Origin of the sequence: Salinarimonas ramus (assembly GCF_014645695.1) — a bacterium.
Lineage (GTDB): Bacteria > Pseudomonadota > Alphaproteobacteria > Rhizobiales > Beijerinckiaceae > Salinarimonas > Salinarimonas ramus.
In genome coordinates, this window is sequence record NZ_BMMF01000003.1 from 309323 (window position 1) to 328983 (window position 19661).

The window sequence follows — 19661 nt, forward strand, 5'->3', positions numbered from 1 at the left end:
CGAACCGGCTCTCGAATCCGGCGAAATCCGCATGCGGGCTCTTCCCCACGGCATCGTGCTTAAGCACATGTCCCGATGCGCAGATAAGGCCCCGGCTCTAATCCTCGCCCCACAGACGACGCTCCGTTCCCCCGGGCACCCTGACGAGGATCTGTCACATGGATGCGCGCCACGACCGCTCCGATTTCTCGAACGCGAAGTTCGATTCCGGCTGGAGCCTGCGCTTCTCCGCCGAGCCCGCGATGCACAAGCCCGAGCGGGCGAAGCTCTTCTCCTACCATCATCGCGCGCTCATCCTGGAGGAGGGCGACAAGGCGAGCTCCGTTTTCGAGGTGCTCGAGGGCGGCGTCATCCTGTTCAAGCTCCTCCCCGACGGGCGCCGGCAGATCATCGAGGTGCTCGGCGTCGGCGACGTCTTCGGCCTGTCGGCGACCGACGTGTCGGACGTGGCCGCCGAGGCGCTGACGCAGGTGCGGGTCGCGGTCTACGACAAGCGCGTCATCGATTCGGACGCGGCCCTGCGCGACCGGCTCTTCGCGCGGCTGCGCCAGCAGATGTGCGCGCTGCACGACCACGCCCTGCTGCTCGGCCGCAAGTCGGCGCAGGAGCGCGTGGCGACCTTCATCATGCGTCTCGTGCCCGATCGCGGCGGCTTCGCCTGCGCCGGCCCCAAGCCCGGCGAGGGCGCCACCCGCGTGGACCTCGCCATGACGCGCCAGGAGATCGCGGACTATCTCGGGCTCACCATCGAAACGGTGAGCCGCGCCTTCTCGGCGCTGCGCCGCACCGGCATCATCGCCTACGACAAGCAGGACGCGGTGGCCATCGGCGACGTCTGCCGCCTGTGCCGGCTCACCGGCTCGCACTGAATATTCCCGTTCCTCCCGAGGGACAGCGCGCCGCGCCCGTCCCCACCTTCCGGCCGCCTCTCGCGAGGCGGCCTTTCGTTTTCTCGGCAGCTGTCAGCCGCCGGGCTCACGCGTCCTTGCGCGGGCCCAGCACCTCGTCGCGCAGCGCCCGGCGCAGCATCTTGCCGACGTTCGTCTTCGGCAGCGCGTCGCGGAAGTGGATGTGGCGCGGTACCTTGTAGCCGGTGAGGTTCTCCTTGCAGAAGGCGCGCAGCTCCTCGGCCGTCAGGCTCTCGTCGCGCTTGACGACGTAGGCCGCCGGCACCTCGCCGGAATGGGCGTCGGGCACGCCGATGACCGCGGCCTCGAGCACCTTCGGATGGGCGGCGAGCACGTCCTCCACCTCGTTGGGATAGACGTTGAAGCCCGAGACCAGGATCATGTCCTTGATCCGGTCGACGATCTTCACCTGCCCGTCGGGCTGGAGCACGGCGATGTCGCCGGTGCGGAAGAAGCCGCCGGGCGTCATCACCTTGGCGGTCTCGTCGGCGCGGTTCCAGTAGCCCGCCATCACCTGCGGGCCCTTCACGCAAAGCTCGCCCGTCTGGCCGTAGGGCAGCACCTCGCCGTCCGGCGAGCAGACCTGCACGTCGGTCGAGGGCAGCGGCATGCCGATCGTGCCGGTGAATTCCTCGACGTCGAGCCGGTTCACGCACACGACGGGAGAGGTCTCGGACAGGCCGTATCCCTCGACGATGGGCTTGCCGGTGAGCGCCTTCCAGCGCTTGGCGACCGCGGCTTGCGTCGCCATGCCCCCCGAGATGCAGAAGGAGAGGTGGGAGAAGTCCACCTCCTCGATGCCCTTGGCGTTGGCGAGCGCGTTGTAGAGCGTGTTGACGAGAACCAGCATGGTGAAGCGCCGCGACTTCAGCGTCTTCACGAAGCCCTCGATGTCGCGCGGGTTGGCGATGAGGATCTGCTTGGCGCCCAGCCGCACCATGAACAGCCCACAGGCCGTGAGCGCGAGGATGTGGTAGAGCGGCAGCGCCGTGACCATCACGTGGTCCGCGCGCTCCCCGGCATAGGGGCGAAGCCACGCCTCCGCCTGCAGCACGTTGGCGACGACGTTGCGGTGGAGCAGCGTCGCGCCCTTGGCGACGCCCGTCGTGCCGCCGGTATATTGCAGGAAGGCGACGTCGTCCAAGGAGACGTCCACGGGCGCGAGCGGGCGACGCGACCCCTCCTTCACCACCTGCGCGAATCGCACCGCCTGCGGCAGCGAGAACGGCTTGACCGCCTTCTTCACCTTGCGCGAGACGAAGTTGATCAGGTGCCCCTTGAGCCCGAGGAGATCGCCCGGCGCGACGAGAACGATCGTCTCGAGCGTGGTGAGCGAGGGCGCCGCCTCCTGGACGGTGTGGCCGAAATTCTCGAGCACGAAGAGCGCCTTCGCGCCCGAATCCTCGAGCTGGTGCGCGAGCTCGCGCGGGGTGTAGAGCGGATTGACGTTGACCACCGCATATCCGCCGAGCAGCACGCCGAAGAGCACCGACGGATAGGCCATGACGTTGGGCATCATGATCGCGACGCGATCGCCCTTCTTCAGGCCCCGCGCCTGCAGCCAGGCGGCGACCGCCTCGGCGGCACGGCCGAGCTCGGCATAGCTCATCTCCTTGCCGAAGCTCTCCAGCGCCGGGCGCCCGGAGAACCGCGCCACCCCGTCCCGGAACAGGTCGACCAGCGTGCCGGCGGCGGTCACGTCGATGGCCGGCGGGATCGCGGGCGGATAATGTTCGTGCCAGGGCCGACCCTCGTCGAAATGGGGAAGGGGTGCGGTGCTCGATGCCACGGGCGTCCTCCTCGAAGCGCGGTCCTTTAGGCCGCTTCTTTTAAATTTGGCGTCGGCTCTTTAGTGCCACAACCGTCCGATTTGTCGAGCGGCCGCATCGAAAATCGGGAGATCGTCGTTTATATACAGCAGGAACCTGTTCTTAGGCGCCTTGCGGCGTCGATCATCGCACGCATCCGACGGAAATCATAGATTGCCTAGACGCACGGACCCGACGAACGCCGCGGGCGCCCCCGGCGCCCTCCCCTCCCGCGAGGACGTCGTCGCCTTCATCCGCTCCCAGCCGGGCAAGGTGGGCAAGCGCGAGATCGCGCGCGCCTTCGGCATCGCGGGGGGCGACAAGATCTGGCTCAAGCAGCTGATCAAGGACCTCGAGGAGGACGGCATCGTCGATCGCCGGCGCAAGAGCCTGTTCAAGGCCGGCGGGCTGCCGCCGGTGACGCTCGCGGAGATCGTGGGCCGCGACGCCGACGGGGAGCTGATCGCGACGCCTGCGGAATGGGACGCGGACACGCTCGGGCCGGCGCCGAAGATCCTGATCGAGCCGCAGCGCCGGCCGCGCCCGGGCCAGCCGGCGCCGGGGCTCGCCGACCGCGTCCTCGTGCGCGTGGCGGAGACCGGCGATCCCGAGGGACCGCCTTATGCCGGGCGCGTGATCAAGGTGCTCGAGAAGAGCCGCGCCCAGGTGCTCGGCATCTTCCGGCCGCTGCCCGACGGTGGCGGGCGCCTCGTCTCCATCGAGAAGAAGGGCCAGGGCCAGGAGATCGCCATCCGTCCCGGCGACGAGGGCGAGGCGCGCGAGGGTGATCTCGTCTCGGCGACGCTCACCTCGAGCCCGCGCGCCATCGTGCCCACCGCCAAGGTGCGCGAGCGGCTGGGCTCCGTGAAGTCCGAGAAAGCGGTGAGCCTCATCGCGCTCGTCGCCCACGGCATCCCGCACGTCTTCCCCAAGGGCGTCCTCGACGAGGCGGCCGCCATCGAGCCGGTGCGCCTCGACAGCGAGGGGCGCGAGGATTGGCGCGCGCTGCCCCTCGTCACCATCGACCCGCCCGACGCCAAGGACCACGACGACGCCGTCCACGCGCGACCCGACGACGATCCGCACAATGCGGGAGGCCACGTGCTGACCATCGCCATCGCCGACGTCGCCGCCTACGTGCGGCCCGGCACGGCGATGGATCGCGAGGCGGCGGTTCGCGGCAACTCGGTCTACTTCCCCGACCGCGTCGTGCCGATGCTGCCCGAGTGCATCTCGAACGACCTGTGCTCGCTGCGCCCGCACGAGGATCGCCCGGCGCTCGCGGTACGCATCACGGTCGACAAGGACGGGCGCAAGCTGCGCCATTCCTTCCACCGCATCGCGATGCGCTCGGCCGCACGCCTCGCCTACGCCCAGGCTCAGGCCGCGATCGACGGCGCGCCCGACGAGACGACGAGGCCGCTGCTCGAGCCCGTGCTGCGCCCGCTCTGGGAGGCTTATGCCTGCGTCTCGACGGCGCGCACGGCCCGCGACCCGCTCGCCCTCGATCTCCCCGAGCGCAAGATCCTGCTCAAGCCCGACGGCACCGTGGACCGCGTGCTCACCCCCGAGCGGCTCGATGCGCACAAGCTCATCGAGGAGTTCATGATCCTCGCCAACGTCGCCGCGGCGGAGGCGCTCGAGAAGGCGCGTGTCCCCTTCGTCTACCGCGCCCACGACGAGCCCTCGCTCGAGAAGATGCACGCGCTCGGCGAGGTGCTCGCCTCCATCGCGATGAAGCTGCCCAAGTCCGGGCCGGTGCGCGCGACGCTCTTCAACCGCATCCTCAAGGCGGTGGACGGGATGGAGCACGAGACCTTCATCAACGAGGTGATCCTGCGCACGCAGGCGCAGGCCGAGTACACCGCCGAGAATTACGGCCATTTCGGCCTCAACCTGCGCCGCTACGCGCATTTCACCTCGCCGATCCGCCGGTATGCCGACCTCGTCGTCCACCGCGCGCTGATCCGCGCCCACGGCTTCGGCTCCGGCGGGCTGCCGGCGGAGATGGACGGGGCGGCGCTCGCGGAGATCGCCGCGAAGATCTCGGCGGCCGAGCGCCGGGCCATGGTGGCCGAGCGCGAGACGATCGATCGCCTGATCGCCCACCACATGGCCGAGCACGTGGGCGAGACCTTCATGGGCCGCATCTCCGGCGTGACCAAGGCGGGGCTCTTCGTGAAGCTCGCCCAGAGCGGCGCCGACGGCTTCGTCCCCGCCGCCACGATCGGCGCGGACTTCTACCGCTACGACGAGGGCAGCCACGCCCTCGTCGGCGAGCGCACGGGCGAGACCTTCCGCCTCGGCGACAATGTCGAGGTGAAGCTCGTCGAGGCCGCGCCCATCGCCGGCGCGCTGCGCTTCGAGCTGCTCTCGGACGGCCGCGCCGGCACGCCGCCGCGCGGCGGATCGCGCGGGCGCGGCGCCAGCGGCCTTCGCGACGGCGGCCCGCGGCGCTCGAAGGGACCCAAGCAGAAGGGGTTCCGCGATCGCCCGAAAGGCGGGGCGACCAAGGTGAAGGTGAAGCGCAAGCGGTGAGCGTGCGCGGCACCGCAGGGGAGGAGTCCGCGCTCTGCGCGGACGGTGGGGACGTTTCGGGAGTTCCGCGGGCCGGCCCGCCCCCTGCGGGGAGGTTTCGCCCTCAGCCGCCCGCGGCTTCGAGCTCCCCCGACACCGCGAGCCAATCCTCCTCGACGCGGGCCAGCGCGTCGGCGGCCTCGGCGCGTTTCCTGGCGAGATCGGCCGCCTTGGCGGGGTCCTTCTGGAAGGCGCTGCCGTCGGCGAGCGCCGTGTCGATCTTGGCGATGAGCTCGCCGAGCTTCTCGATGCGGCCCTCGAGCGCGTCGCGCTGCTTGCGCAAGGGCCCGAGCGCCACGCGCTTCTCGGCGGCGGCGCGGCGCTCGCCCGCCTTCTCGCCACCCTTGTCGGACGCTTTGTCCCCACCCCTGGCGGCTTCCTTCGCCGGATCGAGCCCGCCCGAGAGCACGAGACGGCGGTAATCGTCCATGTCCCCGTCGAAGGGCTTCACCGTGCCGTCGGAGACGAGCCACAGCCGGTCGGCGCAGGCCTCGATGAGGAAGCGGTCGTGGCTGACGATGACGACGGCGCCCTCGTAATCGTTGATCGCCTCCACCAACGCCTGACGCGATTCGATGTCGAGATGGTTCGTCGGCTCGTCGAGGATGAGGAGGTGCGGGCCGTCGAAGGCGGCGAGCCCCATGAGGAGGCGCGCCTTCTCGCCGCCCGACAGCTTCGCGATCGGCGTGTCCGCCTTCGCGCCCGAGAAGCCGAAGCGCGCGCAGCGGGCGCGAATCTTCGCTTCCGGCGCGCCCTTCATGCGCTCGGCCACGTGACCGTAGGGCGTGTCGGCGAGACGCAGCTCGTCGAGCTGGTGCTGGGCGAAATAGGCGACGTCGAGCTTGGGCGAGGCGACGACCTCGCCCGACAGCGGGTCGAGCCGGCGGCCCACGAGCTTGCAGAAGGTGGACTTGCCGTTGCCGTTGGCGCCCAGCAGCGCGATGCGATCGTCGGGCAGAAGCGTCAGGTCGAGGCGCTTGAGCACCGTGCGCTCGCCGTACCCGGCCGCCGCGCGATCGATGCGCACGAGCGGCGGGGAGAGCGGGCGGTCGGGGCTCGGCAGATCGAAGGGCAACGTCTCCTCCTCGACCACGCCCGCGATCGGCGTCATCTTCTCGAGCCGCTTGAGGCGCGACTGCGCCTGGCGCGCCTTCGAGGCCTTGGCGCGGAAGCGGTCGACGAAGGCCTGCAGGTGCTTGGCTTCCTCCTCCTGCTTCGCCTTGGCCTTCATCTGCAGCATCGCCTTCTCCGCCCGCTGGCGGGCGAACGACGTATAGCCGCCGCGATAGATCGTGAGCTTGCCGCGGTCGAGATGGAGGATGTGGTCCACCGCCTCGTCGAGGAGCTCGCGGTCGTGGCTGATGACGAGGACCGTGTGCGGATAGCGCGCGAGATAGTCGTAGAGCCAGAGCGTGCCTTCGAGGTCGAGGTAGTTCGTCGGCTCGTCGAGGAGGAGCAGGTCGGGCTCGGTGAACAGCACGGCGGCGAGCGCCACGCGCATGCGCCAGCCGCCGGAGAAGTCCGAGCAGGGCCGCGCCTGCGCCGCCGCGTCGAAGCCCAGCCCGTGCAGGATCGTCGCCGCCCGCGCGGGCGCGGCGTGCGCGCCGATGTCGTTGAGCCGCATCTCGATCTCGGCCCGGCGCATGCCGTCGGCGTGCTCCGCCTCCGCGAGCAGGCGCGCGCGCTCGGTGTCGGCGGCGAGCACGACCTCGATCAGGCTCTCGGGCCCGCCCGGCGCTTCCTGCGCCACGGTGCCGATGCGCACGCCCTTGGGCATGCCGATCGAGCCGCCCTCCGGCGCGATCTCGCCCATGAGGATACGAAACAGCGTCGTCTTGCCCGCGCCGTTGCGCCCCACGATCCCCACCCGCGCGCCGCCGGGAACGAAGAAGGAGGCGGCGTCGAGGAGGACGCGCTCGCCGAGGCGATAGGTGAGATCGTTGACGTGCAGCATGCGCCCTATCTCCCCCACGCGACGGTCGTTGACAAGCGGTGTGGAAAACGGGGACGGCCTCGCGACCGCGTGAGCGTCGTCACGGTATCGCCTCATTCGCGCCTTCGCGGCGTCCCAGACGCGGCCCCCTGATGGTGGGAACCAACATAGGTGATTCGCGTTACGCCCCCATGTCCGAGATCGCTTACCGTTTCTGCACGCAAGCGACGATCGTGGCCCTGCTCACGCTCGTCGTCGGCATCGCCGTCGCCCTCGACGCGATCGGATCTTCACGCGGCTGCCCTCCGCTGGCCACGATGGTCGAGGCGTGCGCGGACGCGTCCCTGGTCCCGCCGACGGCGGCGGGGCTGGGCGAGCCGACCTTCCATCCGCTGCGGCGCGGCTGAACCCGCGCGACTTGCGTAGTGCGCGGCGCGCTCCCGCTCACGCGGCGGAGAGGGGCGTGACCTCCGCGCCGCCGCGGCCGCTCTCGCGCTGGTAGTTGATGAGGTCGAGGGAGGGCGCCGTCCCGGACAGGCGCGTCAGGAGCGCATGCACCTGGCCCCGATGATGGGTCTGGTGGTTGAAGAAATGATCGAGCGCCGGCGCCAGGGGCTGCGCCACGCGCGACGGGTTCACGATCGTCAGGTAGGTGAAGGGGCGCGCCAGCGCCGCGTCGTCGAGGCCCGCGACGAAGCCGACGATGCGCGCGTCCATCGCCTCGCGTGCGGCGCGCAGCGCGACGAGGTCGTCGTAGAGCACGGCGTCGAGGGCGGGCGGCGGCGTCCCGTCCCCGGTGAAGCGCCCCATCCAGATCGTGTCGCCCACGAGGACGTGGTTGAGCGTGCGGTGGATCGAGCCGAAGAAGGCGCCCTGCTCCGAGCGATAGGCGTCGTCCGGCAGCGCGGCGGCGGCATCGTAGAGGCGCGTGTTCGCCCACGCATTGTAGGCGGCGAGGTCGCGGTAGCGGTCGAGAGCGTTCATCGCGGTTTTTCCTTCCACTCGTCGTGCGGCTCGGCGTCACCCGGGCATGCGCCGGGTGGCACGCCGCGCCTCGCCTAGCGTATGGCACCGCGCGCCAAGATGCGCTACACGCGGGAACGATCACGTGCGGGCCCCGACGCTCCCCGCGGGGAGCGCGCGGCTGGAAAGGACTTCATGGACGCGCAGAACCAGAAGCCGCGTATCGCCGTCATCGGCTGCGGTGCGTGGGGACGCAACATCGCGCGCTGCTTCTCGAGCCTCGGCGTGCTCGAAGCGGTGGTCGACCCCAACCGGCAGACCGTCGAATCGCTCACGGCGCTGTTCGGCTGCCGCGGCGCGACGCTCGACGAGGTGCTGGCGGATCCCGGGATCGGCGCGCTCGCCATCGCGACCCCGCCCTCCCTCCACCGTGAGGTGGCGGAGGCGGCGCTGGCCGCGGGCAAGCACGTCTATGTCGAGAAGCCGCTGACGCTGAACCATCCCGACGCGCTCGCCGTGGTCGAGGCGGCGCGCGGCGCCGACCGCATCCTGATGACGGGCCACATCCTCCAGTTCCACAACGGCTTTCGTGCCTTGAAGCAGCTCGTCGCCTCCGGGCGCCTGGGCGAGGTCAAGCGCATCCACGCCAACCGGCTGAACCTCGGCGCGGTGCGCAAGGAGGAGGACGCGCTGTGGTGCCTCGCGCCCCACGACGTCTCCATGGTGCTCGCCCTGATGGGCGGCTCGCCCGAGAGCGTCGAGGCCTTCGGCGAAGGGCATCTGCGCAAGGACACCGCGGACGCGGTGACCATGCGGCTGGGCTTCGCCGGCGGCCCGCAGGCGATGATACACGTCTCCTGGCTGCACCCGTTCAAGGAGCATCGCCTCTCCGTCATCGGCTCGCAGGCCATGGCGGTGTTCGACGATTGCCTGCCCTGGGACAAGAAGGTGCAGATCTATCCCCACCAGGTCTCCCTCGACGGCGGCTCGCCGACCGTCGTGCGCGCCGATCCCGTGCCCGTCGCCATCGAGCAGGCGGAGCCGCTGCTGGCGGAATGCGCGCACTTCCTCGAGTGCTGCATCACGGGCGCCGAGCCGATCACCGGCGCCACCGAGGCGCTCGCGGTGATGGACGTGCTGCATCGCGCCGCCGGCTCGATGATCGACCACCAGGCGCATCCCGCGCCCGCCCGCGCCAGCGCCTGACGCGAAACACCCCGCTCCCCGGCGAGAGATGACGAACCCGATCCCCTTCATCGACCTGCCGGCCCAGCGCCGGCGGCTCGGCCCCGCCCTCGACGAGGCGGTGGCCCGCGTCATGGACCATTGCGGCTTCATCCTCGGCCGCGAGGTGGACGCCTTCGAGAGTGCCCTGCGCGAGTTCACCGGCGCGCGCTACGCGTTGGGCGTGGCCAGCGGCACGGACGCGCTGGCGCTCGTGCTCATGGCCAAGGGCGTGCGCCCCGGCGACGCGATCCTGGTGCCGGCCTTCACCTTCGCCGCGACGGCGGAGGTCGTGGTCTGGCTCGGCGCGACGCCGATCTTCTGCGACGTGGAGGAGGAGACGTTCAACCTCTCCCCCGACAGCCTCGTGCGCGGCATCGAGACCGCGCGCGCCATGAACCTGCGCCCCGTGGGCGTCATCGCGGTGGACCTCTACGGCCGCCCTGCCGATTACGACCGCATCGAGCCCATCGTCGCGGATGCCGGGATGTGGCTCCTCACGGACGCCGCGCAGAGCTTCGGGACGACCTACAAGGGCCGCACGGTCGGCACGATCGGGCTCGCCACCGCGACGAGCTTCTTTCCATCCAAGCCGCTGGGCGCGTACGGCGACGCGGGCGCGCTCTTCACCGACGACGAGGCGCTGGCCACGACCGTCATCTCCATGCGCATGCACGGCATGGGCGCGGCCGCCTACGACCATGTCGAGATCGGCATGAACGGCCGGCTCGACGCCATGCAGGCCGCGATCCTGGTGGAGAAGCTCAAGATCTTCCCCGACGAGATCGCCGCGCGCCGCCGCGTGGCCGCCCGCTACAACGAAGGCCTCTCGGGCGTCGCGCGCACGCCCGCGATCTCGGAGGAGGAGCCCTCCGTCTGGGCGCAATACACGCTGCGCATCGCGCCCGACGCCCGCGACGGCTTCCGCGCCGCCCTGCAGGAGCGCGGCGTGCCCACCGCCGTGCACTATCCCAAGCCCCTGAACCAGCAGCCGGCCTACGCCCGCTTCCCCAGCGCCGGCAACGGCGTGCCGGTCTCCGAGCGGCTCGCCCGCGAGGTCGTGAGCCTGCCCATGCACGCCTATCTCGACGAGGCGACGCAGGACCGGGTGATCGAGGCGGTGCGCGCCGCGCTCTGACGGCGCGAGATCGGGCTTTCGCCGATCCCGGCATCGGCGCAAGCCCCGCGCAAGCTCGCGGGGCGACGATCCTTCTCATGACGGACGGAGCGTGAACCCGAGAGCTCCGAGGCATGACGCCGCTCCGTCATCCCGGTGCAAGCCCGGGATGTCCCTCTTCATCGAACTTCCGAAAGGGACATCACATGTCGAGCCTGCTCACCAACTCGTCCGCGATGACGGCCCTCCAGACCCTCACCGCGACGAACAAGAAGATGGACGCCACGCAGAACCGCATCGCCACCGGCATGCGCGTGTCGTCCGCGGCGGACAACGCCGCGTACTGGTCGATCGCGACCACGATGCGTTCGGACAACAAGGCGCTCAGCGCCGTCCAGGACGCTCTGGGCCTCGGCGCCGCGACGGTGGACACCATGTACACCGCTCTCAACGCGACCGTGGACGTCGTCTCCGAGATCAAGGCCAAGCTCGTCGCCGCGCGTACGCCCGGCGTCGATCGCGGCAAGATCCAGAGCGAGATCGGCGAGCTGCAGTCGCAGCTGCGCAACACGGCCGATTCGGCGGTGTTCAACGGCGAGAACTGGCTCGCCTACGACTCCAGCGACCCGGCCTACAACACCACCAAGACGATCGTCGCCTCGTTCTCGCGTGCCGGCGGTGCGGTTGCGGTGGATACGATCTCCATCGATCTGACCTCGATCGAGCTCTACGACGACGCCGACCAGTCCGGCATCCTCGACACCGTCGGCGGCAGCGGCCAGTCGGTCGCCACCATCGACATCTCCGCGCTCACCGATGCTCCGGCCGACCTGACCACGCTCGAGACCTACATCTCGGAAGTGGACGCAGCCCTCGGCCAGATCACGGACGCGGCCACCAACCTCGGCGCGATCAAGAACCGTATCGGCCTCCAGCAGGACTTCGTGAAGGCCCTGATGGACTCGATCGATCGCGGCGTGGGACAGCTGGTGGACGCGGACATGAACGCGGAATCGACCCGCCTGCAGGCGCTGCAGACGCAGCAGCAGCTGGGCATCCAGGCGCTCACGATCGCGAACTCCAACAGCCAGAACATCCTCTCGCTGTTCCGCTGATCGGCGGCCCGGCTATCGGGACCGGTCCCCTCCCGGGGGCCCGCCGGACCCCGCTCCTTCGGGAGCGGGGTCTGTTTCGTTTCGAAAGACGGTGCGCGGCGGGGACTCCACGACACCCGCATCATGCATGTCCGGACGAGCCGGCCAGCCACGGCCTGGAGGTTCACCGTGTCACGCGCGCCATCAGCATGCCTCCTCCGAGAGCGATCAGCAACCTGCGAACGCAAGCTCCTTCCCTCGCTCGCTTGACACCCGCCCCGCCCTTTGCGAAGCCGCAGGCCGTTCTCGAGAACGTCGTCGTCGGGGGAAGGAGCGTCCATGAGCCGCGCACTCGTGTTTCCAGGACAGGGCAGCCAGGCCGTCGGCATGGGCAAGGCGCTCGCCGAGGCCTTCCCGCAGGCGCGTGCCGTGTTCGAGGAAGTGGACGCGGCGCTCTCGCAGGACCTCTCCGGCCTGATGTTCGAGGGCCCGATCGAGACGCTGACGCTCACCGCCAACGCCCAGCCCGCGCTCATGGCGACGAGCCTCGCGGCTTTGCGCGTGCTGGAAGCCGAGGCCGGGCTCGACCTCTCGCGCGACGTCGCCTTCCTCGCGGGCCATTCGCTGGGCGAGTATTCCGCCCTCGCGGCGGCGGGCGCCCTCTCCGTCGCCGACACCGCGCGGCTCCTGCGCATTCGCGGCGACGCCATGCAGGCGGCCGTCCCCGTGGGCGAAGGCGCCATGGCGGCTCTCATCGGCGTCGAGATCGAGCAGGCGGCCGAGATCGCCCGCGAGGCGTCGGAGGGCCAAGTCTGCGACGTCGCCAACGACAATGGCGGCGGGCAGGTGGTCCTGTCCGGCCACAAGCCGGCGATCGAGCGGGCGATCGCGGTGGCGCAGGCCAAGGGCGTGAAGCGCGCCGTGCTGCTGCCGGTCTCCGCGCCCTTCCACTGCGCGCTCATGGCGCCGGCGGCGGAGGCCATGCGCGCCGCGCTCGCCGACGTCGTCGTGAACGCACCGCGCGCGCCCGTCGTCGCCAACGTGACGGCGGCGCCCATCGCCGACCCGCAGGCGATCCGCGAGGCACTCGTCGCCCAGGTGACCGGCACGGTGCGCTGGCGCGAATCGGTGGCCTTCATGGCCGGCGCGGGCGCGGACGCGTTCTACGAGGTGGGCGCGGGCAAGGTGCTCTCCGGCCTCGTCAAGCGCATCGCGTCGGGCGCGCAGGCGCGCGCCGTGGGCACGCCGGACGACGTCGCGGCCGTCACGGCCGATTTCAGCTGAGGAACCCGACCATGTTCGATCTGACCGGCCGCAAGGCCCTCGTCACCGGCGCGACCGGCGGCCTCGGCGGCGCCATCGCCCGCGCGCTGCACGCCCAGGGCGCCACCGTGACGATCTCCGGCACGCGCCGCGCGGCGCTCGATGCGCTCGCGGGCGAGCTCGGCGAGCGCGTCCACGTCGAGGAGGCGAACCTCGCCGACAAGGCCTCCGTCGAGGCGCTGGTGCCCGCGGCCGAGGCCGCCATGGGCGGGCTCGACATTCTCGTGAACAATGCCGGCATCACCAAGGACGGCCTGTTCATGCGCCTCAAGGACGAGGATTGGGACACGGTGCTCGCGGTGAACCTCACCGCCGCCTTCCGCCTCTCCCGCGCGGCGGTGAAGGGCATGATGCGCCGCCGCTACGGGCGTATCGTCAACGTCTCCTCCGTCGTCGGCGCCACCGGCAATGCCGGCCAGGGCAACTACGCGGCCTCGAAGGCGGGGCTCGTGGGCATGTCGAAGGCGCTCGCGGCGGAGGTCGCGAGCCGCGGCATCACCGTCAACGCGGTGGCGCCGGGCTTCATCGAATCGCCCATGACCGACGCGCTCAACGAGAAGCAACGCGCCGCCATCCTCGAGACCGTGCCCGCGGGACGGCTGGGGCGCGGCGAGGAGATCGCGGCGGCGATCGTCTACCTCGCCTCCGAGGAAGCCGGCTACGTGACCGGTCACACGCTGCACATCAACGGCGGCATGGCCATGCTCTGACGCCCGCCCAGGTGGCGCCGGCGACACACCCGTTAAATCGCGGGGACGACGCGGCGAATGGGTGCGTACGGGCCCTGCGCGGCTCTCGCCACGGCGCGAGCCGTGTGTTACGAAATCCGCGACAATTTGGTCGCCGGCTTCGACGATTTGGTCGTCGGCTTCTCTGGGGGGCTTGACCGCGGACGCGAATGAGGCTTTTGCAGCACGCGTCCAGGTCGGCACGATCACCCCGGCGATACGCCGCGCGCACCGGACATCCCCGCGGGGGCGGCCCCTCTTCACCGCCCGCCGCAGATCGACGAGTGGATACGAGGACACGAACGATGAGTGACATCGCTGAGCGCGTGAAGAAGATCGTGGTCGAGCACCTGGGCGTGGAAGCGGACAAGGTGACCGAGAACGCGAACTTCATCGATGACCTCGGCGCCGACAGCCTCGACACCGTCGAGCTCGTGATGGCGTTCGAGGAAGAGTTCAACGTCGAGATCCCGGACGACGCCGCCGAGACGATCGTCACGGTCGGCGACGCCATCAAGTTCCTCGAGAAGAACGCCGGCTGAGGGGCCCGCGCCCGGGCTCCGCGCGAGCGGGGCCCCGGGCGCGTCCCTCGATTCTCGTCATGAAGATGCGTCGCGTCGTCGTCACCGGCCTGGGCATGGTCACCCCGCTCGCATGCGGCGTGGAAGAGACCTGGGCACGCCTTCTCGCCGGACGCAGCGGTGCGTCCCGCATCGACACGTTCCAGGTCGACGATCTCCCCTGCCGGATCGCCTGCCGGATTCCGCGGGGCGACGGCTCGGACGGCACGTTCGATCCCGACGCCTGGATGGATCCCAAGGACCAGCGCAAGGTCGACCACTTCATCGTCTACGCCATGGCCGCCGCCAAGCAGGCGCTCGACGATGCCGGCTGGCATCCCGAGAGCTACGAGGATCAGGCCGCCTCCGGCGTGCTGATCGGCTCGGGCATCGGCGGCATCGAGGGCATCGCCGACACGGCGCTCGTCCTGCGCGACAAGGGGCCGCGGCGGATCTCGCCGTTCTTCATCCCCGGGCGCCTGATCAATCTCGCCTCCGGCTACGTGTCCATCGAGCACGGGCTCAAGGGCCCGAATCACTCCGTGGTCACCGCCTGCTCCACGGGCGCGCACGCCATCGGCGACGCCGCCCGCCTGATCGCGCTCGGCGATGCCGACGTGATGGTGGCCGGCGGCACCGAATCGCCGATCAGCCGCATCTCCATCGCCGGCTTCGCGGCCTGCCGTGCCCTATCCACGCATTTCAACGACGAGCCCGCGCGCGCCTCGCGTCCCTACGACAAGGACCGCGACGGCTTCGTCATGGGCGAGGGCTCGGGCGTCGTCGTGCTCGAGGAGTACGAGCACGCCAAGGCCCGCGGCGCGAAGATCTACGCGGAGGTGGTCGGCTACGGCCTCTCGGGCGACGCCTTCCACATCACCTCGCCCTCCGAGGACGGGGACGGCGCCTATCGCTGCATGAAGGCCGCGCTGAAGCGCGCGGGCCTCGAGCCCTCCGCCCTCGACTACGTCAACGCTCACGGCACCTCGACGCCGCTCGGCGACGAGATCGAGCTCGGCGCGGTGGAGCGGCTGATGGGCGATGCGGCATCGGGCCTCACCATGTCCTCGACGAAGTCGGCCACGGGTCATCTGCTCGGAGCCGCCGGCGCCATCGAGGCGATCTTCTCGATCCTCGCGATGCGCGACGGCAAGGTGCCGCCGACGCTCAACCTCGACAATCCGTCCGTCGAGACCGCCATCGACCTCGTGCCGCATACGGCCAAGGAGAAGCGGATCGACGTGGCTCTCTCGAACTCGTTCGGCTTCGGCGGCACGAACGCGTCCCTGGTCTTCGCGCGCGTCTCCTGACGCGCGCGACGAGCGCTTCCGGCGCGACGGCACGCGTTTTCGCCATATTGCTGGGTCAGTTCGGGCAGCGGTCGCCGCGAGGCTCCCGCAGCCCCCTTCGCCAGACGTGAGCCATGTTCGGTCGCAGCAGAGACACGCGCCAGGATCGGCAACAAGATCAAGCGGCGACGCCCGACGCGCCGCCGCACGCCGGCACGAGCGAGGCCCCGCGCCTCGCGCCCAAGAGCCCGCACGAGGCGATCAAGCCCGAGATGGCCTCGCCTCCCCCGCCGCGGCGCCTGAGCCGCCCGCGCGGCGGCCTGCTGTCTACCCTGTCGGGCCTGTTCAGCATGCTCGCCGTCGTGGCGCTGATCGCGCTCGTCGGCCTCGTCGTGCTGGCGCGCCAGGCGAACCAGCCGGGCCCGCTCCAGGCCGACACCGTCGTCGCCATCCCGCAGGGCACGGGGATGAGCGGAATCGCGCGTATTCTCGAGCGCGAGAGGGTCATCACCCAGCCGCTGCTGTTCCAGCTCTACGCGGTGCTCAACCGCGAGCAGGCGAACCTCAAGGCCGGCGAGTTCGCCTTTCGCGCCAACGTCTCGATCGCCGATGCCATCGACACGCTGACCGAAGGCCGCGCCGTCCTCCACCAGGTGACGATCCCGGAGGGCCTCACCAGCCTGCAGATCGTCGAGCGCCTGCGCCGCGACGAGGTGCTCACGGGCGAGATCGAGACGATCCCGCCCGAGGGCTCGCTGATGCCCGACACCTACAAGTTCGAGCGCGGCACCACCCGCGCGCAGGTCGTCGAGATCATGAGCCGGGCGCAGGAGCGCGCGCTCGCCGAGATCTGGGCGCGCCGCGCCGAGGGGCTGCCGCTGGAGACGCCGGACGAGCTCGTGATCCTCGCCTCCATCGTCGAGAAGGAGACCGGGCGCGCCGACGAGCGGCCGCGGGTCGCCGGCGTGTTCATCAACCGCCTACGCCAGGGCATGCGCCTGCAATCCGACCCGACCATCGTCTACGGCCTCGTGGGCGGGCGCGGCACGCTGGGTCGCGGCATCCTGCGCACCGAGATCCGCGAGCCGACGCCCTACAACACCTACGTCATCGACGGCCTGCCGCCGACCCCCATCGCCAATCCCGGCCGCGCGGCCATGGAGGCGGTGGCGAACCCCTCGCGCACGAACGACCTGTTCTTCGTCGCGGACGGAACCGGCGGCCACGCCTTCTCCGAGACCTACGACGAGCACCGCCGCGCGGTCTCGCGCTGGCGCGAGATCGAGGCGAGCCGCGGCTCGGGCGAAACCGACATGGTCGATCCGGAGGACATCCCCGACGAGGCGCCCCAAAGCGGCGCGCTTCCCGGTGGCGCGCTTCCCGGCGGAGCGCTTCCCGGCGGTGCTGCACCCGGCAGCCTGCCGAGCGGCGGCGTTCCCGGCGCGACGCCGAACGCGGCCGCCCTCGTACCCGTGCGGGGTACGATCGACGCCTCCGAGGGCACGCCCCTCGATCCTCTGGCGAACACGACCTTCGACCTCACCAACACGCAGGTCGTCCCCGACCTGCCGGCTTTCGGCGAAGACGGTGCCGTCACGTCGAGCGCTGCGCCGGCCAGCGGCGTGCCGCTGCCGCCCCCGCGCCCGTCTCTGTGAGCGTTTTCGGGTCGGGCGTCGGTTTCAAGCGGCGCCGCCGTTGAAGTCGAAACGCCCCGCCGGCTCCCAGGGCCCGCCGCGATAGCGCCAGAGCAGGAGCCCCTCCCCGCTCACGGGAAAGGGCTCGAAGCGCGCCTCGAGCCGCGCGGCGAGGTCCCTGGCGCGCTGCGGCGTGACCTTGTTCTGGATCGTCACGTGCGGGCGGATCGCCTGCTTGTCCTGCGCGCCGAGCCAGGGCGCGAAGCGGAGCGCGAGCTCGCCGCGCAGGGCGCCGTACCCGCCCCCCTCCAGGACGTAGGCGACGCCACGACCGAGGAAGCGCACGCCCGTGCAGGCGAGGAGCAGCGGCCCGCGCCCCCCGGCGACCTCCGTGAGGACGGCTGCGATCGCCGTCTCCTCCTCGCCCGGCAGCTTGTGGAAGAGCGTCACGTGCGCGGGGATGAGATTGCGCTCTCGCGGGAAGTGGGCGTGTCGCTCCCCGTCGAAGCGCGCGAAGGAGGCCTCGTCGAGGGCGAGGGTGAGGATCAGCGGGTCCATGCCTTGCAAGCTGGAGCGCGCCTCCCCCGGGGCAAGGCGCTGCCTCGCACCGCCTCCCACTGCCTCGCACCGCCCATCTTGGGGCAATTCTGGGGCACCCCTATCGAGGGGCGGCAAATAGGCCTACGATGTGAATGCCGGCTGTGCACCTGCGCGGCCCGTGCGGATCGCTCGCGTCCGCCGAAAGAAGAACGATGTCTCTCGCTGCGCGCCTCGCCGCGCTGGTCCTCGCCGCGATCCTTCCGCTCATTGCCGCGCTCGCCCTGGCTCAGCGCGGGCTCTATCGCGACCAGGAGGCGGATGTCCGCGCCGAGGCGCTCCACCAGGTCCGGTTCCTCTCGGGAGAGCTGTCGCAGATCGTCGACGGCATCCGGCAGGTGCAGAGCGTCCTCGTCGAGATTCCCGCGATCCGAGAGGGCGACGGCGAGTCCTGCTCGGGGATCCTCGATCGGGTCGTCGCCGGCGATGCGCTGCTGAACAACGTCCTCGTCGCCGACCGGGCGGGTCGGCTCGTCTGCGACGGTGTCCACCAGCCGGAAGACCTATCGAGCTATTCGGTCGCCGACCGCGACTATTTTCGCGAGGCGCGCCGCACGGGGGAGTTCGCCATCGGGACCTGGGCGGTCGGCCGCTCGACCGGCGTGCCGGTCGTGCATTTCGCCAGCCCCATTCAGGACGACCTCGGCCGCTTCCAAGGCGCCATCATCACGGCGATCGACCTCGCCGCCCTGGGCGAGCGGCTGGACCGCGGACGCTGGAACTCCGATCACGCGACGCGCGTCGCCGATCGCGAGGGCACGATCCTGCTGCGTCATCCCGACAACGACGCCTATACCGGCCAGCGCATGACGCCGGCCCTCCTCGCCCTCCTCGACGACGCCGCGCCGGGCACGGCGGACGTGACGGAGACGGTCGACGGCGTGCCGCGCATCCTCGGCTACGTGCCGCCGGCGGCCAATCTCGGCTCGTTCTACGTCGGCATCGGCGTCAGCCGCGACGAGGCCTACGCCATCCTCGACCAGGCGAACTGGCGCGGCCTCCTCGTCATGCTGCTCGCCGGCATCGTCGCCGCGGCCGCCGCCTGGCTCGTGGCGCAGCGCGCCGTGCGTCGCCCGGTGCAGCGGGTCCTCGACACGGCGGAGCGGTGGCGCGCGGGCGATCTCGACGCGCGATCGGGTCTCACGGGCCGCGGCGAGATCGCGGCTCTCGGGCGCGCCTTCGACGCGCTGGCGGAGGACCTCCAGGCGACGCTCGGGCGCAAGGAGATGCTGCTGCGCGAGCTCGCCCATCGCACGATGAACAATCTCCAGGTCTTGGGCTCGCTGATGACGCTCCAGCGCAAGAGCGTCGGCGACGAGACCGCGCGCCGCGAGCTCGACGAAGCGGCGGGGCGCGTGCGTGCGATGGCGGCGGCCTATCGCAATCTCCACCGCTCGGGGAGCAGCGGGGGCTCGGTCGACTTCGCGCGCCTGCTCGAAGAGCTGTGCACGAGCGTCGAGGGCGGCCTGATGCCGGAGGGCTCGCGCTGCGTCGTCACCGCCATGCCCCTCGTCCTCGACGCCGAGACGGCGATGCCCATCGCGCTCGCGGCGAACGAGCTCCTCACCAACGCGGTGAAGCACGGCGGCGGTGAGGACGTCGAGGTGATCCTCGCGCCGGACGACACGGCCTGGCGCCTGACGATCCGCAACCAGGGCCCGCCGCTCCCGGCGGGCTTCACGCCGCGCACGGCGACGGGCTTCGGCTTGCGCATGGTGGCTGCCATGGCGGACCAGGCGGGCGGTTCGCTGGAGATCGAATCGGAAGGCGGCTGGACGAGCTTCGCCGTGCGCTTCACCGCGGCCGCGGCGCGCCAGGCGTCGGCTCCGCGGGAGACGACGGCCCACGGCACCGGCAGGGACACGGGCGACGTCGCGACGTCGCCCTCCCCGGGCTGAAGGGACGG

The 19661-nt window shown here is 70.8% G+C and carries 16 protein-coding genes; 12 read left to right on the forward strand and 4 right to left on the reverse strand.

Annotated elements, in window-relative coordinates; translation table 11 throughout:
* Positions 1-158: 158 nt before the first annotated feature.
* On the forward strand, positions 159-869 hold the full coding sequence (locus tag IEX89_RS06025; protein WP_210317583.1) for a helix-turn-helix domain-containing protein: 711 nt from the start codon (positions 159-161) through the stop codon (positions 867-869).
* Between the two features lie 106 nt (positions 870-975).
* Here IEX89_RS06025 and IEX89_RS06030 read toward each other — a convergent pair whose 3' ends face one another.
* On the reverse strand, positions 976-2697 hold the full coding sequence (locus IEX89_RS06030; protein ID WP_188910659.1) for an AMP-binding protein: 1722 nt from the start codon (positions 2695-2697) through the stop codon (positions 976-978).
* Between the two features lie 193 nt (positions 2698-2890).
* Between IEX89_RS06030 and rnr the strand changes: the two genes are divergently transcribed.
* The gene (rnr, locus tag IEX89_RS06035; protein WP_188910661.1) at positions 2891-5254 is read left to right on the forward strand and encodes a ribonuclease R; all 2364 of its coding nucleotides are present in this window, start codon (positions 2891-2893) and stop codon (positions 5252-5254) included.
* Between the two features lie 103 nt (positions 5255-5357).
* Here rnr and IEX89_RS06040 read toward each other — a convergent pair whose 3' ends face one another.
* Positions 5358-7247, reverse strand: coding sequence for an ABC-F family ATP-binding cassette domain-containing protein (locus IEX89_RS06040; RefSeq protein ID WP_188910663.1), 1890 nt, complete (start codon positions 7245-7247; stop codon positions 5358-5360).
* Positions 7248-7417: 170 nt separating this feature from the next.
* Here IEX89_RS06040 and IEX89_RS06045 point away from each other — a divergent pair, with 170 nt between their 5' ends.
* Positions 7418-7633 (forward strand): hypothetical protein, encoded by a 216-nt coding sequence (locus IEX89_RS06045; protein WP_188910665.1) that lies wholly within the window; start codon positions 7418-7420, stop codon positions 7631-7633.
* Positions 7634-7670: 37 nt separating this feature from the next.
* Here the strand turns inward: IEX89_RS06045 and IEX89_RS06050 are convergent, their stop codons facing one another.
* The gene (locus IEX89_RS06050; protein WP_188910667.1) at positions 7671-8210 is read right to left on the reverse strand and encodes a DinB family protein; all 540 of its coding nucleotides are present in this window, start codon (positions 8208-8210) and stop codon (positions 7671-7673) included.
* Positions 8211-8384: 174 nt separating this feature from the next.
* Between IEX89_RS06050 and IEX89_RS06055 the strand changes: the two genes are divergently transcribed.
* The 8 genes from IEX89_RS06055 to mltG all read left to right on the forward strand — a co-directional run bounded on the left by IEX89_RS06055 (position 8385) and on the right by mltG (position 17179).
* Entirely contained in the window at positions 8385-9395 is a 1011-nt protein-coding gene (locus IEX89_RS06055) for a Gfo/Idh/MocA family protein (protein WP_188910669.1), read from the forward strand.
* Between the two features lie 28 nt (positions 9396-9423).
* Positions 9424-10551, forward strand: coding sequence for a DegT/DnrJ/EryC1/StrS family aminotransferase (locus IEX89_RS06060; RefSeq protein WP_188910671.1), 1128 nt, complete (start codon positions 9424-9426; stop codon positions 10549-10551).
* 185 nt (positions 10552-10736) lie between these two features.
* On the forward strand, positions 10737-11645 hold the full coding sequence (locus tag IEX89_RS06065) for a flagellin N-terminal helical domain-containing protein (RefSeq protein ID WP_188910673.1): 909 nt from the start codon (positions 10737-10739) through the stop codon (positions 11643-11645).
* Between the two features lie 318 nt (positions 11646-11963).
* The gene (gene fabD / locus IEX89_RS06070; RefSeq protein ID WP_188910675.1) at positions 11964-12908 is read left to right on the forward strand and encodes an ACP S-malonyltransferase; all 945 of its coding nucleotides are present in this window, start codon (positions 11964-11966) and stop codon (positions 12906-12908) included.
* Positions 12909-12919: 11 nt separating this feature from the next.
* On the forward strand, positions 12920-13657 hold the full coding sequence (gene fabG, locus IEX89_RS06075) for a 3-oxoacyl-[acyl-carrier-protein] reductase (protein WP_188910677.1): 738 nt from the start codon (positions 12920-12922) through the stop codon (positions 13655-13657).
* 323 nt (positions 13658-13980) lie between these two features.
* A complete protein-coding gene (locus tag IEX89_RS06080; protein WP_188910679.1) occupies positions 13981-14217 on the forward strand; it encodes an acyl carrier protein in 237 nt (78 codons plus the stop codon).
* A gap of 65 nt (positions 14218-14282) precedes the next feature.
* Positions 14283-15545 carry a beta-ketoacyl-ACP synthase II gene (gene fabF, locus IEX89_RS06085; RefSeq protein WP_188911002.1) on the forward strand — a complete coding sequence of 421 codons (1263 nt, stop codon included), beginning with the start codon at positions 14283-14285 and terminating at the stop codon, positions 15543-15545.
* A gap of 113 nt (positions 15546-15658) precedes the next feature.
* Positions 15659-17179: an endolytic transglycosylase MltG gene (gene mltG / locus IEX89_RS06090; RefSeq protein WP_188910681.1), complete on the forward strand. Its 1521-nt coding sequence runs from the start codon at positions 15659-15661 to the stop codon at positions 17177-17179.
* Positions 17180-17203: 24 nt separating this feature from the next.
* Here mltG and IEX89_RS06095 read toward each other — a convergent pair whose 3' ends face one another.
* Positions 17204-17716, reverse strand: a complete 513-nt coding sequence (locus tag IEX89_RS06095) for a 2'-5' RNA ligase family protein (RefSeq protein WP_188911004.1) — start codon at positions 17714-17716, stop codon at positions 17204-17206.
* A 194-nt stretch (positions 17717-17910) separates the two neighbouring features.
* On the opposite strand from IEX89_RS06095, the gene IEX89_RS06100 reads away from it, so the two are divergent.
* Complete coding sequence (locus tag IEX89_RS06100) at positions 17911-19653, forward strand: sensor histidine kinase (RefSeq protein ID WP_188910683.1); 1743 nt, start codon at positions 17911-17913, stop codon at positions 19651-19653.
* Positions 19654-19661: the final 8 nt, after the last annotated feature.

Excerpts from the sequence above, each read along its gene's own strand:
- IEX89_RS06050 (WP_188910667.1), bottom strand. The coding sequence starts at position 8,210 with ATGAACGCTCTCGACCGCTACCGCGACCTCGCCGCCTACAATGCGTGG.
- IEX89_RS06055 (WP_188910669.1), top strand. The coding sequence starts at position 8,385 with ATGGACGCGCAGAACCAGAAGCCGCGTATCGCCGTCATCGGCTGCGGT.
- IEX89_RS06100 (WP_188910683.1), top strand. The coding sequence starts at position 17,911 with ATGTCTCTCGCTGCGCGCCTCGCCGCGCTGGTCCTCGCCGCGATCCTT.
- fabF (WP_188911002.1), top strand. The coding sequence starts at position 14,283 with ATGCGTCGCGTCGTCGTCACCGGCCTGGGCATGGTCACCCCGCTCGCA.
- IEX89_RS06095 (WP_188911004.1), bottom strand. The coding sequence starts at position 17,716 with ATGGACCCGCTGATCCTCACCCTCGCCCTCGACGAGGCCTCCTTCGCG.
- IEX89_RS06040 (WP_188910663.1), bottom strand. The coding sequence starts at position 7,247 with ATGCTGCACGTCAACGATCTCACCTATCGCCTCGGCGAGCGCGTCCTC.
- IEX89_RS06065 (WP_188910673.1), top strand. The coding sequence starts at position 10,737 with ATGTCGAGCCTGCTCACCAACTCGTCCGCGATGACGGCCCTCCAGACC.
- IEX89_RS06025 (WP_210317583.1), top strand. The coding sequence starts at position 159 with ATGGATGCGCGCCACGACCGCTCCGATTTCTCGAACGCGAAGTTCGAT.
- fabG (WP_188910677.1), top strand. The coding sequence starts at position 12,920 with ATGTTCGATCTGACCGGCCGCAAGGCCCTCGTCACCGGCGCGACCGGC.
- mltG (WP_188910681.1), top strand. The coding sequence starts at position 15,659 with ATGTTCGGTCGCAGCAGAGACACGCGCCAGGATCGGCAACAAGATCAA.
- IEX89_RS06080 (WP_188910679.1), top strand. The coding sequence starts at position 13,981 with ATGAGTGACATCGCTGAGCGCGTGAAGAAGATCGTGGTCGAGCACCTG.
- IEX89_RS06060 (WP_188910671.1), top strand. The coding sequence starts at position 9,424 with ATGACGAACCCGATCCCCTTCATCGACCTGCCGGCCCAGCGCCGGCGG.
- IEX89_RS06045 (WP_188910665.1), top strand. The coding sequence starts at position 7,418 with ATGTCCGAGATCGCTTACCGTTTCTGCACGCAAGCGACGATCGTGGCC.
- fabD (WP_188910675.1), top strand. The coding sequence starts at position 11,964 with ATGAGCCGCGCACTCGTGTTTCCAGGACAGGGCAGCCAGGCCGTCGGC.